This is a genomic window from Sphingobium terrigena (assembly GCF_003591655.1).
GTDB lineage: Bacteria > Pseudomonadota > Alphaproteobacteria > Sphingomonadales > Sphingomonadaceae > Sphingobium > Sphingobium terrigena.
Genome location: NZ_QVRA01000010.1, coordinates 1 through 14,025 on the forward strand (window position 1 = coordinate 1; position 14,025 = coordinate 14,025).

At 61.0% G+C, this 14,025-nt stretch carries 15 protein-coding genes and 1 tRNA gene; 4 read left to right on the forward strand and 12 right to left on the reverse strand.

What is annotated here, in order from left to right; genetic code table 11:
* Positions 1-1,053 (reverse strand): ParB/RepB/Spo0J family partition protein (locus tag D0Z70_RS12315; protein WP_147418760.1); only part of this gene is annotated, 1,053 nt, incomplete at its 3' end.
* 502 nt (positions 1,054-1,555) lie between these two features.
* Between D0Z70_RS12315 and D0Z70_RS12320 the strand changes: the two genes are divergently transcribed.
* Complete coding sequence (locus D0Z70_RS12320) at positions 1,556-2,239, forward strand: sce7726 family protein (protein WP_147418761.1); 684 nt, start codon at positions 1,556-1,558, stop codon at positions 2,237-2,239.
* On the opposite strand, the gene D0Z70_RS12325 is transcribed toward D0Z70_RS12320, so the two are convergent.
* From D0Z70_RS12325 to D0Z70_RS12370, 10 genes are all read right to left on the reverse strand, one after another.
* Positions 2,236-3,306, reverse strand: coding sequence for a beta family protein (locus D0Z70_RS12325; RefSeq protein WP_119746839.1), 1,071 nt, complete (start codon positions 3,304-3,306; stop codon positions 2,236-2,238). The two genes, D0Z70_RS12320 and D0Z70_RS12325, sit on opposite strands and share 4 nt — an antisense overlap.
* A 12-nt stretch (positions 3,307-3,318) precedes the next feature.
* Positions 3,319-3,810: an ImmA/IrrE family metallo-endopeptidase gene (locus D0Z70_RS12330; RefSeq protein WP_119746841.1), complete on the reverse strand. Its 492-nt coding sequence runs from the start codon at positions 3,808-3,810 to the stop codon at positions 3,319-3,321.
* Between the two features lie 8 nt (positions 3,811-3,818).
* Positions 3,819-4,286, reverse strand: coding sequence for a hypothetical protein (locus tag D0Z70_RS12335; RefSeq protein ID WP_147418762.1), 468 nt, complete (start codon positions 4,284-4,286; stop codon positions 3,819-3,821).
* A gap of 78 nt (positions 4,287-4,364) precedes the next feature.
* Positions 4,365-5,579: a tyrosine-type recombinase/integrase gene (locus D0Z70_RS12340; RefSeq protein WP_119746846.1), complete on the reverse strand. Its 1,215-nt coding sequence runs from the start codon at positions 5,577-5,579 to the stop codon at positions 4,365-4,367.
* A 153-nt stretch (positions 5,580-5,732) separates the two neighbouring features.
* Positions 5,733-5,808 (reverse strand) — tRNA-Phe (locus D0Z70_RS12345).
* 48 nt (positions 5,809-5,856) lie between these two features.
* Positions 5,857-6,051, reverse strand: a complete 195-nt coding sequence (locus D0Z70_RS12350; RefSeq protein ID WP_119746848.1) for a DNA gyrase inhibitor YacG — start codon at positions 6,049-6,051, stop codon at positions 5,857-5,859.
* The gene (locus tag D0Z70_RS12355) at positions 6,041-7,030 is read right to left on the reverse strand and encodes a ribonuclease (protein ID WP_119746850.1); all 990 of its coding nucleotides are present in this window, start codon (positions 7,028-7,030) and stop codon (positions 6,041-6,043) included. Before D0Z70_RS12355 ends, D0Z70_RS12350 begins: the two co-directional genes overlap by 11 nt.
* Positions 7,031-7,038: 8 nt before the next feature.
* Positions 7,039-7,611 (reverse strand): Maf family protein, encoded by a 573-nt coding sequence (locus D0Z70_RS12360; protein ID WP_119746852.1) that lies wholly within the window; start codon positions 7,609-7,611, stop codon positions 7,039-7,041.
* 20 nt (positions 7,612-7,631) lie between these two features.
* Positions 7,632-7,850, reverse strand: coding sequence for a translation initiation factor IF-1 (gene infA, locus D0Z70_RS12365; RefSeq protein ID WP_003049127.1), 219 nt, complete (start codon positions 7,848-7,850; stop codon positions 7,632-7,634).
* A 63-nt stretch (positions 7,851-7,913) separates the two neighbouring features.
* Positions 7,914-9,197, reverse strand: a complete 1,284-nt coding sequence (locus D0Z70_RS12370) for an adenosylmethionine--8-amino-7-oxononanoate transaminase (protein ID WP_119746854.1) — start codon at positions 9,195-9,197, stop codon at positions 7,914-7,916.
* Between the two features lie 123 nt (positions 9,198-9,320).
* Here D0Z70_RS12370 and D0Z70_RS12375 point away from each other — a divergent pair, with 123 nt between their 5' ends.
* The 3 genes from D0Z70_RS12375 to D0Z70_RS12385 are packed head-to-tail and all read left to right on the forward strand — an operon-like array spanning position 9,321 to position 11,868.
* Positions 9,321-10,073 carry a hypothetical protein gene (locus tag D0Z70_RS12375; RefSeq protein WP_119747109.1) on the forward strand — a complete coding sequence of 251 codons (753 nt, stop codon included), beginning with the start codon at positions 9,321-9,323 and terminating at the stop codon, positions 10,071-10,073.
* A complete protein-coding gene (locus D0Z70_RS12380; RefSeq protein ID WP_239018904.1) occupies positions 10,070-11,269 on the forward strand; it encodes a M48 family metallopeptidase in 1,200 nt (399 codons plus the stop codon). The genes D0Z70_RS12375 and D0Z70_RS12380 overlap by 4 nt, the downstream gene beginning before the upstream one ends.
* On the forward strand, positions 11,266-11,868 hold the full coding sequence (locus D0Z70_RS12385; RefSeq protein WP_119746858.1) for a hypothetical protein: 603 nt from the start codon (positions 11,266-11,268) through the stop codon (positions 11,866-11,868). The genes D0Z70_RS12380 and D0Z70_RS12385 overlap by 4 nt, the downstream gene beginning before the upstream one ends.
* 24 nt (positions 11,869-11,892) lie before the next feature.
* Here D0Z70_RS12385 and D0Z70_RS12390 read toward each other — a convergent pair whose 3' ends face one another.
* A complete protein-coding gene (locus D0Z70_RS12390) occupies positions 11,893-13,932 on the reverse strand; it encodes a M13 family metallopeptidase (RefSeq protein WP_119746861.1) in 2,040 nt (679 codons plus the stop codon).
* Positions 13,933-14,025: the final 93 nt, after the last annotated feature.

A 14,025-nucleotide genomic window follows, 5' to 3' on the forward strand; every position in this document is an offset into this window, starting at 1 on the left:
AGGCGCAGTCGCCACCTTGGCCCGCACGGCGGCATGCCGATGCAGGTCGACATAGCTGGCCAAAGGAGCGGAAAGTTCGGGGCGGACCGTCTTTTCCAGCTCGTCGCCGCGTTCCAGACGCCGTGCTTCCTTCTGGCTGATATAGCCCTCATGGACCGCAACGTCGCCGCCATGGCCGACCGCGATATAGATGCGGCCTCCCTTCTTCTTGGGGCAATGGACATGCTCCCAATGATGGAAGGTCTCGCCGCGGGCCAGGACTAGGACATCGTTCCATCCCGCCTCGCGATAATCATCCGCCAGCGCGGTGATCGCGTCCTCCTGCGCCTGCCAGAACTGCCCTGCATCGGCAAAATAGCTGTCTCCGCCGAACAGGTCGGCGACGATCTCGCCTGTGTAGAGGGACAGGTCGAACAGCGCCTTGCTGGTGGCGATGGCGTGACCGCCCATCAGCCAGCTTTTGAGCGCGTGGCCAATCGGCGTATAGGCGCTGCCATCGTCCAGCAGGGCCAGCCATTCGCGCTGTCTTGGCCGGGACGCGAGGGTCAGGTGCCGGACGGTGACGGCATCGATAGCCCCGTTGCGATAAAGGGTGCGAATACGTGGCAGCAGGTTGCCCAGCGCCAGCGTTCGCTTCACCTGCAGCGAGGTGAGGCCAAAGGTCAGCGCTATGTCTTCGGGCGAACGGCCTTCCCTGACCAGCCGGGTGAAACTCTCCCAGCGCGTCACCTCGTCGGGATCGAGCCGGGCGATATTCTCGATCAGCGAGGCTTCGAGCGCAGCGGCATCGTCGCCCGCTTCCATGACCGCACAGGGTAGCGGATCGATGCCGCCGCTCTCCTGCGCCACGGCAAGGGCGGCATGATAGCGCCGCTTGCCTGCCACGATCTCGTAGGTGGTGGGACTGCCGTTCTGCCGTACGATCAGCGGCACGAGTATGCCCCGTGCCCGCACGGAGGGCAGGATGTTGGTAAGGTCTGGCTGCTTCTTCACGCCGCGCATGTTGGCGGGCGAGACCGAGAGGCAGGCGATGTCGATATGCTTGAGTTCCATGTCTTTCTGCTCCTTCTCTAACAGCGCACCGGCCCCGGACGGCGGGGTGGGCGGCAGGAGCGATCCGGCAGTCCCGCCGAACAAGGCGGGCCGCACCTGAAAGGCCGGAACTCAAGTGGAGGAGCCGCGCACAGCGCGGTTTGCGGCACGCCGCGGCGGGACTAGAGGAGAGGGACGCCCACCCCGCTTGTTCGGAGCCGCAACAGCCTCATCGCGCCCCGCGCGATGGCCGCTGGCCGGTCAGTGACCGGCACGCGTGAGCGATCGTCACCCGGCAGGGACGAGACAAGCGCAGCGCAGGCTCGGTGGCGCGAAGCGACATAGAGCGCGGTCCGGTCAAGGACACGCCATGGACTTTTGTGCTTGTCAGCCCTTGGGCGTGGATATCGATTAGTTGCAAGTCGCAGGAAATGGATCATCATGTTTCAATGATGACGTCTGCATCGCTTGACATACCTCTCGGAATGCATTTGAGGCCGCGTTCATTGCAAGGAGGCTATGGATGGATGAAGCTCAGATCAAAGCAGCTGTTCTCAACCACCTCCGATCCGTTGCCCCGCGAGGAAAAAAGCCAACGGTTACAAGTGAGTTCACTCTAGGAAATGCGTCAGTGCGCGCCGATCTTGCAATTCTGGCGGACGAATTTATCGGTGTTGAGATCAAAAGCGCTACCGATACGCTGAAGCGCGTTCCCTCTCAGATGGCAGGCTATGCGCTGCACTTTGACCAAGTTGTCCTGGTTGTAGCGGAACGGCATCTAAAGCGTTTGGTGGCGGAGGATTTGTGCGGCGCATCGCTTTGGACTGTGACCAAGGACGGCGGCATTGTCCCCGTGCATCACGGGCGCGCTAACAAGATTGCTGCTCCGGCTTACATGAATTTGCTGACCCAGGCTGAAATTGAGCGCTTGGTCTATCGCCCGAACGCTCAGCGTCCAAGCAGTGCAGGTTTAAGCGACGCGGCGATTCGTAACGCTTTCACCAAAGCGTTTGAGCAGCGTTATAATCCGACCAGCGAGACATTCTGGCGTGCTGTGGCTCGGCGCAAGATCCGGGCGCAGGATCTGACGCTGCTCAGCAGGTTCTCGGAAGAGCGAGTTCGGCGCCGTGCTGTCGCACAACAGCAGGCGGATTTCTGGCAAAGCTGGACCGACAACTTTCGATCAAATTTCATGCTGACGGCTTAGAGGTCCCAGTCTTCCTCGGTATCCCTCGCGGCTCCAGGATCACCATAGAAGCACTGCACTTGCAGATGAAGGTTTACCCTGGCCGCAGTCGCTTTGTTCGGGTTTGAAATCGCCGACATGTCTCCGGCGGCGGTTCGCTCGATCATTTGCGTCCCCCACACACGCAACGTCGGGTCCCAACAGCTTGTGTCGCGCATCAAGGCCGAGGCTTGGAACTGATATGCGGCAAATCCAAAGTCATCTGATCGAAAAAATTTCCAGTTATCTTGCAAAGGATAGTCGATGCGCGGGGCGGGAGTTCCGCCACCTCCGAGCTGCTTTTCTGCTCTGACGCTACCTCTATCGCTGTAGATCAGGCTCCTCGTACCGATTTGGCCCCTAACCTCGTTGAACAACAGGCGCTCATAGATCGCCTGCTCTGTCAGGTCTTTGAACCCTTCAGGAAACGAAGAAGCGGAAATTGAAACGCGGGCGGCCGGTGCCCGACTTAGAATGGAATTTATATATCCTACGCAGATTGCGGCAGCCTGCAGATGATCGCGACTGGCCCGGCCGAAATCCAATACGAATATGACGTCCCTCCCGCCGTCGCTATTGGCCGCGATTGTCGCCGCCAAAAGATCAAGCGCTCCAAAAGCTAGTTTTGGTACGATGACAAACAGCCCACGGCCGAGCTTGTGCAGGCACTGCACTTGAGCGGGTAATTCTGCGGTGTGTTGAAGCTGCACAGCTGGAATGAAGTTAGGATGCACTTCAATAAATGCGCACCAGTTGGCATAGGCTTCTGCTGGCTGCCGCAAGGCATTAAGTTGATGATGGACCGGCCTGACTGCGTCCTTGCTGTCTGGATCAGCAAGTGAAATGACGCAGGGCCGCTCTCCATAGGCAAGCGCCAAACGTTCGAGGCCACGATCTAGATTATGGGAACTGCTCCATGGCCTAAGATGGACTATTGGAAGCAATGCATCCTTGGTCTGACCCGGTAGCTCTTCAAGGGCTCGCATTTCTGCGGGATAGAGAGACAAAAGGGGAAGATACGGAATCTCATCCAAATTACGAAGAGCCATGCATCCCCCAGTTTATAGCCCAAGCTTAATTTTCATTGCAGATTCGGATACACCAAATCGCTTTGAAAGATGCAGCGGAATATCATTGATATTCAAGACCTCACTATTCGCCTTGATCCTCTGAACAAGGTGATCTGGCATGAGTATGTCAGCCGCCAGCCTATTCGCTTCAGCTTCTATTTTGCCGGATAAGCTCGATCGGTAGAGAACGTCATCGGTAATACCTTTGCCGATTTCGGATTGGTGAAGCAAAAAATGTGCGATCTCATGCGCCACCGTAAATCTTTGCCGAACTGCCGCATCATGGCGGTTTACACGGATTACAAAGCTATTGCCTTCCGGTCTGATCTCACCTGAAATGCCAGGGGCCAGGGTCGCCGCCTTGACGCTTAGACCGAAGCCTCTTGCCAACGCAGCAAGATCAACGGGTGCCTCCGCTTGATGCTGTTCAACGGCTGCTCGCAATTTCGCAGGCAAATTGCTCCATTCTCGGCTTACAGTCATTTAAGCACCTATCTGCCTTCATCCGACGAACTATCGTCGTCGGCTGCGAGGTCATCATTTCTTCCACCTCCGAAAAGGACGGAATCTACCCGACTCTGTATCAGCTCAGCGATGGTTGCAGAGTCGAGAATTTTCTCAGCCTCCCTCTTCAAATAATCACGAATTTGCGCCTGTTCCATGTGGCGCTCCACCTCTTCGATTGCCACCTTTTTTGCAGCTTTCTTCGCCGCCTTCTCGGATGCGCCCCTGACCTGATCAAACCCCCAGAAGGCTGCGATAGCGAGTCCGACACCTAAAACTGTGATGATCAAAGCTACAGCGGCAAGAAGGGTGGCTGCTAAATCAGGATAGCTCCAGCCCCAAGACTTCAAATTCCCTGCTACAATAAGCGCAATGGCTGCGCCGCCGCCTCCTAACAATGCGCCCAGAAGGCACCAAAGGACGCGGCTGGCCGACGGTTGCGATTGTTCTGTCACCACCCCTCCTCTAAAAGATCAGCCATTCTACGCGGAATCCTGAAAACTCACCACCATGTCTTGGCACACGGTCCGCCATCAACGTCTGCCGAAGCGCGCCTTGATAACCTTTTCAGCCGCACGGAGCTGATCGAGATAGTCACTCCAATATTGCATCATTTTCACCCGCTCGTTCCAATGCTCCCCGCGCAGATAGGCGCGTCGGACATCGTTGTTTTCGACATGGGCCAATTGCCGTTCGACCGCGTCTGGATGCCATTTGCGGCTTTCGTTGAGCAGCGTGCTGGCCGTCGCGCGGAAGCCGTGCCCGGTCATCTGCGTCTTGTCATAGCCCAGCCGCCGAAGCGCGGCGTTGACGGTGTTCTCCGACATAGGCCGTCTCGGGTCGCGAATGCTGGGAAACAGATATTTGGAATGGCCCGTAATGGGGTAGAGTGCTTCGAGCAGATCCATCACCTGGGTCGACAGCGGCACGCGATGCGCACGTCCCATTTTCATCTTCTCCGCCGGGATCGTCCAGATAGCGAGATCCGGGTCGAACTCGGTCCACTCGGCATGACGAAGCTCGCCGGGGCGGACGAAGGTGTGGATGCCAATCTTGAGCGCAATTTCTACAGCGGGCTGGCCCTCATAGCCCCACAGCGCTCGAAGCAGCTCTCCGACCTCACCAGGGTCAGTGATGGCGGCGCGATGTGTGACCTTGGGCGTAATGAGCGCGCCTTGGAGATCAGCGGTGACGTCGCGTTGCGCGCGGCCGGTGGCGATGGCGTAACGTATAATGCTGCCGCAGGTGGTTCGCAGCCGCCTTGCCGATTCGTAACGGCCCTTCACCTCGACCGTGCGCAGGACAGCGAGGACTTCCGGCGCGGTCAGTTCGCCAATCGGCCGCTCGCCGATGATCGGCTCGGCATAGCGCAGCAGCCAGCGCATCTTTTCCATCGTGGCTTTCGAACGCCCTTCGGCTTCCAGCTTGGCAAGCCATTCCTGCGCCACTTCGCCAAAACTCGTTCCGCCATTCAGCGCTAGGGCGCGTGCAAGCTTTTTATGGGTGGATGGGTTTGTGCCACGTTCGAGCAGCTTGCTGGCTTCCGTGCGCTTCTCCCTGGCCTCCTTGAGCGAAACTTCGGGATAAACGCCGAGGGACAGGGTCTGCCGTTTGCCGCGATGCGAGAAGTTCCAGCGCCAGTAGCGGGCGCCATTCGGATTCACGAGCAGATAGAGCCCGTGCATGTCACCGACCTTGAACGGCTTCTCGCGGAGCCCGACTTTGCGAATGGCGGCATCTGTGAGCATGACGATGTTTTCCCGGTTTCAATGCCGTGAAAAATACCGTTGGCGCATCCAGGTGGCAAGGTACGGGCCCGGACGAGGGTGGACCAGATACCGCAAACCGCTAAAAATGTACCGTCGATTCCGGACGGCTATGGACATGAAAAACAAGGGAAATGGTGCCCGGAGACGGATTCGAACCGCCGACACAGCGATTTTCAATCGCTTGCTCTACCAACTGAGCTATCCAGGCACAGCCAACTGCGGATGGCTCCGCCCGATGGAAGCGTGCCTATAGTCGTCAATCTGCGTCGCTGTCTAGCCCATAATCGCTGCTTTTTTGCATCCCTTCTTCCGCCGGCGGACCGGGTACGCGATAGCCCTCGCCCAGCCATTGCAGCAGGTCGCGGTCGCGGCAGGCGGGGCTGCAAAAGGGGCGGGTTTCCGGCTTTGCGGGCTGGCGGCAGACCGGGCAGGCAGCGGATTTAGGCGACATGGCCCGCCCCCAGCGCCAGCGTCGCGCCGGCCGTCAGGGTGATCGCGCCGCCGCGCCGCTTGGCCAGTTGTTCGATCCAGTCACTCTTGCGATAGAGCAGGTCGATGATCGCCGGTGCGGCCGTCAGCGTCGCCGGGCCACCATTGCCATGCCGCTCCGCCCGGCGCAGCAGCGCCAGCGCTGCTGTCTCGACCGGATCGGCGCGCAGCAGTTCGATCAGGTTGGCCCGCTCGCGCTTGCGGATGATCTGGAGGAAGCCGAAGCCGTTGACCGCGGTGCGCTCGAACGGAAGCGGCAGATATTTGTCGATCTGCGCCGCCGCGATCATCCGCTCATCCTTGTTGTTCATGGTCGGCAGGTCGATGCCGATCGACCCTGACAGCCCCATGCGGCGAATCGTCTGCGCCGCAATCTTGGCACCCTTCGGCCCCAGCTGCGCAGGTGGTAGCGATCCGTCGACATCGATCAGCAGCATGGCGGGCGTGACGTAAAGGCGAAGCGCCGCCGCCTCGGTGCCAACATCGCCGCTGATCGCCTCTTCCATCAACTCGGTCCAGCCGACGGCTTCCAGCCGGTCCTCCTCATGCGCGGGGCAGGGGACGACCGGGGTACCGGTGGCGCGCAGCCTTTGGAGCAGGCTTGGCCCGGCATGGGGCTTGCTGCCGGGCTGGGCGATGCGACCCTTGGCGCGTTTGGGACGGCCCTCTTCGGGGATCGCTTCGCGCAATATTTCGACCAGCACGGTCGATCCTTCGGACGTGCGCGGCGGCAGCGGCTCGATCAGCACTTCTTCCTGGCTGATCAGCCGCACGACGCCGCGCTTCTTGGGGATCAGCGTCTGGGTCAGACGACCCTGCGCAACGGCACCTGCGCGCACCCCGCCGGTCTCGCGCTCGATCAGCGCCTCGACCAGGCGGCCCTTTTCCACCAGCGCGGCGCGGGCCTCGCCAATGCCTTCTTCGTAAAGCCATTCGGCCATGTCAGTTCCTAATCGATTGCATAGCCCGCCGCCTTCAACAGCGTGCGGGTTTCATAAAGCGGCAGGCCCATGATCGCGCTGTGGCTGCCCTGAATCGCGCGGATCAGGCCAGCGGCCCGCCCCTGTATGGCATAGCCGCCCGCCTTGCCCCGCCATTCGTCGCTGGCCATATAGCGGTCGATCTCGCTGCGCTCCAGCGGCTTGAAGGTGACGATGTTGGTGGACAGGCGATGTCGTGCCTTGCCTGCGGCATCGATCAGCGTGATCGCGCTCAGTACGCGATGTCGCCGCCCCGACAGCAGGGTAAGGCAGGCGCGTGCCTCCTCCTCGGTCTCTGCCTTGGGCAATATGCGCCGACCCGCCGCAACGACCGTGTCGCCCGACAGGATCAGTGCGCCCGGATGTCGCGCCGCGACGATCGCCGCCTTGTCCGCCGCGACCCGCGCGGCATAGACGGACGGCAATTCGCCCTTGCGCGGGGTTTCGTCGCAATCGGCCGGGGCCACGGCATCGGGCGCAACGCCGATCTGCCCCAGCAGCGCCAGGCGCCGGGGGGATGCGGAAGCAAGAATGAGCCGCATCGGGCCTGACACCCGTTGGCTTATTTGAAGCGGTAGGTGATCCGACCCTTGGTCAGGTCGTAGGGCGTCAGTTCGACCAGCACCTCGTCCCCCACGAGGACGCGGATGCGATTCTTGCGCATTTTACCAGCGGTATGGCCGAGGATCTCATGATCATTCTCAAGCCGGACGCGGAACATGGCGTTGGGGAGAAGCTCCACAACCTGTCCGCGCATTTCAAGCAGTTCTTCTTTGGCCATAATATCCCGAATTCAAAAAATCGCGCCGCCATAGCGCCAATTCATCCAAAATGAAAGGCGGCTTCATGCGCTGAAATGATCGCCCGATGCGACGAGTGCTGCAAAGATGCCATCAAGCTGCTGCGCGTCGGTGCAATAGGGCGGCATCAGATAGATGGTGTTGCCCAATGGCCGCAGCAAGAGGCCGTGTTGCAGGAAGAAAGCGCGCAGCCGCGGTGCAAGATCGGACAGATAGCCTGCGTCGGGCGTGACGATGTCGATCGCCGCGATCGTGCCCAACTGGCGCGGATGGGCGAAGGCGGGGTGCTGCGCCAGCTTTGCGAGTCGCGTGGCAATCCCATCGGCCAGTGCGGCGATTCGCCCGCGTACATCCTCCTCCCGCCAGATGGCGAGATTGGCGACGGCTGCGGCGCAGGCGATGGCGTTGGCGGTGTAGCTGGACGAATGGTAGAAGAGCCGGGCGCGGTCGGTCGACCGGTGCGCCTCGAAAATCCGCGCCGTCGCCAGCGTCGCAGCGAGCGGGATCGCGCCGCCGGTAATGCCCTTGGCCACGGCCATGATGTCCGGCACAACGCCCGCCTGCTCGCAGGCGAACAATGTGCCGGTGCGGCCCCAGCCGGTCATCACTTCATCGGCGATGAACAGCACGTCATGGCGACGGCAGATCGCCGCCATCTCGCGCAGGACATGCGGCGGATAGAGCAGCATCCCGCCAGCCCCCAGCACAAGCGGCTCGACGATGAAGGCGGCGGGCTTGTCGCGACAGGCCGCGTCCAGCGCGTCCAGGCAGGCTTGCTCCTTGCCCGGCGTTGGGAACGGGATGGTGCCGACATCGAACAGCAACGGCGACCAGGCAGCATTATAGACGCCGCGTTCCCCCACCGACATCGTGCCGATCGTGTCGCCATGATAGCCATGTTCCAGCACCAGGATGCGGCTGCGTGGCTCTGCCAGCCCGTCGAGTGCCAGATTGTGCCAGTAGCCCAGCGCCATTTTGAGCGCGACCTCCACCGCCGTCGATCCGCTGTCGGAGAAAAAGACGTGGGCAAGCGGGTCGCAACCCGGCGCATGGGGCGCGATGTCGATCAGGCCGCGCGCCACCGTTTCGGCCGGTTCATGGGTGTAGCCGGCAAAGATCAGCTGATCCAGCTGCCCCGCCTGCTGCGCGATGGCAGCGGCGATGCGCGGATGGCAATGGCCATGCGTCGTCACCCACCAGCTGGAAATCCCGTCGATCAGCGTGCTGCCATCAGCCAGATGCAGCAACGCCCCGTCGGCGCGCACGACATGGGGGATCGGCTCGTTCAGGCCATGCTGGGTGAAGGGGTGCCAGACGGGAGAGGTCATGGGGTGGCTTTAGGCGAGGGGAAGCCGAAGCGATAGCCGCCAAACGGACTTGCGCCGGGAACAGGAGCGTCCTTATGATGGAATGTCATCTGTGGGGCGCAGGTGACAAATGGGGGGATGTCATTGAAACGCTGTTCGTTCTGGCTCGGCCTTGTCCTGAGCATGGGCATTTTCGCGATCGCGCCTGCCGACGCGCAGGAACGCTCCGCTGTCAGGCAGGGATTTCAACTCGCAACGAACAGCAACAAGCGGATTTTGGTCTTTCCGCCTTCGGTTCGCGTGGGCGCGCAATCGACCGGCGGCATGTTTGAGCCCAACGCCGAATGGACCGAGCGGGCCAAGATGAATATCCAGGGCGCGCTCAAGATATTGCAGGCGAAACTGGGCAATCAGGTGATCGTCGCACCGGATGCGGATGGCGATCAGGCGCGCAATCTGCATGAACATATGTCCTTGTTCGCCGCCATCTCCCAAGCCGTGATCGAATATCAGTTCTTCGTGGGCAACCGGCTGCCGACCAAGAAACGCGACAATAAGGCGGAGATATTCGACTGGTCGATGGGCCAAAGTGTCGCGAACCTGCCCGGCGCGGACAGCGCGGACTATGCTTTGTTCATCTACAACAAGGACGCCTACGGATCGACCGGGCGCAAAATGTTGCAGATGGTCGCGATGCTCGGAGGTGTAGGTGTCACGTCGGGTGAACATGTCGGCTATGCGGGCCTCATCGACCTGAAAACCGGCGATCTCCTTTGGCTCAATGCCGATGGCGCAATGGGCGGAGACGTGCGGGAGGTTGACGGGGCAGACAAGCGCGTTGCCCAACTGCTTGAAGATTTCCCCGGCAGCCAGATCGGCAAGGCCGCACAGCAATGAGGCGTATTGTCGCACGGGTTGCAGCCGGACTCGCGTGTCTCCTCGCGCAGGCTGCCGCCGCAGCGCCTGCCCTGCCTCCCCCTTATGCTGGCGCATACCAACCGCAGGGTGTCGATGAGATTGGACTCTGGCGGGAGATGGACGAGGATGAGCAGCGCCTTGCCTCATCCAGTCTGGTCATTCGGGACGAAAAGCTGACCCGCTATTTGACCAAGATCTTGTGCGATACCGTAGGCGCAGACCGGTGCAACTCGGCACGCATCTATGTCGTACGAGAACCGACCGTCAATGCAAGCATGGCACCCAATGGAACCATGCGCATATTCAGCGGCATTCTCCTTCGCTTCCAAAATGAAGCGCAGTTAGGCGCAGTCCTAGGCCATGAGTTTGGCCATTTTGAAGGCCGTCACTCGTTGGTGCATTTCAAGTCGAGGCGGCAAGGCACCGATCTTCTGGCTTGGGCGGCGGTGCTGGCGAGCCTTGCCCCCAGCTATGATGTTCGGCGGTCCTACCAGGATTTGAAATTGTCGGTGTATGGCAACCTGTATCGGTTCGGCAGGGATCAGGAGCGGGAGGCGGACGCCCTGGGAATCAGCTATCTGAACAGGAGTCAATTTCCGCCGCAGGCCGGGTCACAATTCTGGCAGAATATTATGGCGGAATTCGAGGCATCTGCGCGGGCGAGGGGATTGAAAAAGCCGAACTTCGAGCGGATAGCCTTTACTGCATCGCATCCGCCGCACGGCGAGCGCGCGGCGACGCTGGCGAAGCTCGCCCTGCCCGATGCGGCGGCGCGGGATGCGGGTGCTGATCGGTATCGCGCTGCCCTTGCGCCATGGCTGCCACTGTTCCTGGAAGATCAGATCAAACTCAATGATTTTGGTGCGAGCGATTATCTCATTCAATCACTGGCACAGTCTGACTGGACAGCGCCTTTGTGGTTCGCGCGCGGCGAACTCTATCGGTCGCGCGGTGCCCAGCGCGATCTGGTCAACGCTGCCGAATTTTACGCACAGGCCATAGCGGCCGACGGGAGCATGGCTGACGCCTATCGGGGGCTTGGCCTGTCCCTCGTCAAGACCGGTCGTCGCTCCGAAGGCGCGCAGGCGTTGCGGACCTATCTCGAAAAGAAACCGGGCGCGAGCGATGCGTCCATGATTCTGATGATGCTGCCAAAGGAAGGGACGGGCAATTGACCGCAAAAACCCGCATCATGGCGGTTGCGATGATCGCGACTGGCCTCCTCTCGCTCGCATCGCCAAGCCTTGCGCACAAACTCCATGAAAAAGGGGCAGCCGTCGCCGTTGCCAATGCGCCGCTCTGGGTGACGCCCTCGCGCGACTGGAACCAGTTGAGCGGGCGCATCGGCAAATATGCCGAGACCTGGACGCTGGACGGCGGACAACTGAACGACGTTACCTTCTATGGCGGCATTCCCGCAGGTGAGTCGTTGGTAAGGGAGCGGAGCAAGAAGCACGATCCCTTGCCCAAATTCACGGCGGAAACTCTGTTGATTGAAGTGCCCGAACTTGTCGAGCGCACCTATCGTGCGTTCAAGGGCATAGGCACTTTCTCCCTGATCTCAACCGATCCGGCTCCATTTCTGGGCAAGGACGGCGTGCGTTTCACCTATGAATATACGGACGATGACGAACTGACGCGAAAGGGAGAAGCGAGGGCGGCGATCATCGGCGGCAAGCTCTACATGATGACCTTTGATGCGCCGCGCCTCAACTATTTCGGCAAGACAATCGCTGACTATCGAGCGCTGGCAGACTCCGCCACGCTTCGATAGCCGCGATTATCAAGCAGGCGGTCCTTACCAGATCTTCACCCGCTCTTCCGGTTTCAGGCTCAGCTTGCCGTCTGGCGCGGGTTTGAAGGCGTCATACCAGGTGTCGAAATTGCGCACGATGTCGGCGCGATATTGTGATGGGGCGTGCGGGTCGGTGACCAGCCGCTGGCGCAGGTTCGCCTCGCGATAATTGCGCCGCCACACCTGCGCCCAGCCCAGGAAAAAGCGCTGGTCGCCGGTCATGCCGTCGATCACCGGTGCGGGCTTGCCGCCCAGCGATGCGTGATAGGCGTCGAGCGCCACAGCCAGCCCGCCCAGATCGCCGATATTCTCGCCCAGCGTGAACGCCCCCTTCACATGCGCGCCGGGGAAGGGTTCATAGGCATCATATTGCTTGATCAGCTTGTCGGTCAGCCCCTTGAAATTGGCGACGTCGGCATCGGTCCACCACTGGTTGAGCTTGCCGGTCTCGTCATATTTCGCGCCCTGATCGTCGAAATGATGGCTCAGTTCATGGCCGATCACCGCGCCGATGCCGCCATAATTGACGGCCGGGTCGGCATGGGGATCAAAGAAGGGCGGTTGCAGGATGGCGGCAGGGAACACGATCTCGACCATGCCGAAATTAGCGTAAGCGTTGATCTCCATCGGGGTCATGCCCCATTCCCAGCGATAGATGGGCTTGCCGAGCTTGCCGATATTATAGTCGAAATCAAACTGGCTGGCGCGCATCGCATTGCCCAGCAGGTCGTCGCGCTGGATGGTCAGGCCCGTATAGTCGCGCCATTTGTCGGGATAACCGATCTTGGGGGTGAAGGCCGCCAGCTTCTTGTGTGCGCGCGCCTTGGCGGTGTCGCTCATCCAGGGCAGGCCGTCGATGCGGCGGCCCATGGCGGCGATCACATTCTTGACCAGAATGTCCATTGCCGCCTTGGTCTCTGGCGGGAAATATTGCGCGACATAGGCCTTGCCGACTTCCTCGCCGAGCGAGTCCTTGAGGAAATCGACGCCCCGCTTCCAGCGCGCCTCACGCTCCGGCGTGCCGGACAGGGTGGTGCCGTAAAAGGCGAAGTCGGCGTTGGCGATGCTGTCGGGCAGCTTGTCGGCATAGGTGTGCAGGCTGCGCAGCAACAATGCGTCCTTCAGCACGCCGATCGGTGCCTTGGCGATCAGCGCGGCTTCCCCGGTGATCGCCGAAGGCTGGGCGACGAGCAGGTCGGTGGGGGTCAGGCCGTTGGCCTTGAAATAGGCAGCGAAGTCGAAGCCGGGCGCGGCCTTTTGCAGCGCGGCCAGCGTCAGCTTGTTATAGGTCCTGTCAGCGTCGCGGCTGTCAATCTGGGTCCAGTGGACCTTGGCGATTTCCGTTTCGAACGCCATTAGCGCGGCGGCGCGGGCCTGGGCGTCAGCTTCACCCGCCAGCGTCAGCATCGTCTCCAGATGCGCCACATAGGCGGCGCGGATCTTGGCCATTTCCGGCTTTTCATCCAGATAATAGTCGCGGTCGGGCAGGCCAAGGCCGCTCTGGCTCATCGAGAGGATGTAGGTTTCGGGGTCCTTGTCATCCTGCCCGACATAGAAGCGGAACGGGCCGCTGATTCCGCTGCGTGCTGCCTTGGCGGCGACAAGCGCGTACCCGGCCTTGTCCTTCACGCCCTTGATCTCGGCCAGCCAGGGCTTGATCGGGGCCAGTCCCTTCGCCTCGACCGCAGCGGTGTCGAGATAGCTGGCATAGGCCGCGCCGATCTTGCTGTTGGCGTCGCCCTTGGCCGCGTCCAGGATCGCGCGGGTGCGGCTGCGCGACAGTTCGTCCAGCGTGTTGAACGCGCCATAGTTGGACTTGTCGGCGGGAATGGGCGTGTTCTTTGCCCATGTGCCGTTGGCATGGAGGTAGAAATCATCGCCGACCTTTACCGACGGGTCCATGCCCGCGGCGTCGAAGCCATAGCTGCCATAGGTCGGCTTGGCGGGGGCGGTAGCGGTTGGCGTGGCAGGCTGTTGCGCGTGCGCGATGCCGGCGGTCAGCGCGAGCGCGGAGGCGGCAGCGCGCAGGAGGAGGTGGTTCATCAAAGCATCCCTTGCTTGAGTGGGCGCGGCGAACCGCACCCGGCATGACGGGACTTGAACGCCTGTCCAACTATCCTGTCCATGTCGTTGGTC

Coding starts and splice junctions, on each gene's coding strand:
- D0Z70_RS12320 (WP_147418761.1), top strand. CDS start 1,556: ATGGATGAAGCTCAGATCAAAGCAGCTGTTCTCAACCACCTCCGATCC.
- D0Z70_RS12325 (WP_119746839.1), bottom strand. CDS start 3,306: ATGGCTCTTCGTAATTTGGATGAGATTCCGTATCTTCCCCTTTTGTCT.
- D0Z70_RS12330 (WP_119746841.1), bottom strand. CDS start 3,810: ATGACTGTAAGCCGAGAATGGAGCAATTTGCCTGCGAAATTGCGAGCA.
- D0Z70_RS12340 (WP_119746846.1), bottom strand. CDS start 5,579: ATGCTCACAGATGCCGCCATTCGCAAAGTCGGGCTCCGCGAGAAGCCG.
- D0Z70_RS12350 (WP_119746848.1), bottom strand. CDS start 6,051: ATGTCGCCTAAATCCGCTGCCTGCCCGGTCTGCCGCCAGCCCGCAAAG.
- D0Z70_RS12355 (WP_119746850.1), bottom strand. CDS start 7,030: ATGGCCGAATGGCTTTACGAAGAAGGCATTGGCGAGGCCCGCGCCGCG.
- D0Z70_RS12360 (WP_119746852.1), bottom strand. CDS start 7,611: ATGCGGCTCATTCTTGCTTCCGCATCCCCCCGGCGCCTGGCGCTGCTG.
- infA (WP_003049127.1), bottom strand. CDS start 7,850: ATGGCCAAAGAAGAACTGCTTGAAATGCGCGGACAGGTTGTGGAGCTT.
- D0Z70_RS12370 (WP_119746854.1), bottom strand. CDS start 9,197: ATGACCTCTCCCGTCTGGCACCCCTTCACCCAGCATGGCCTGAACGAG.
- D0Z70_RS12380 (WP_239018904.1), top strand. CDS start 10,070: ATGAGGCGTATTGTCGCACGGGTTGCAGCCGGACTCGCGTGTCTCCTC.
- D0Z70_RS12390 (WP_119746861.1), bottom strand. CDS start 13,932: ATGAACCACCTCCTCCTGCGCGCTGCCGCCTCCGCGCTCGCGCTGACC.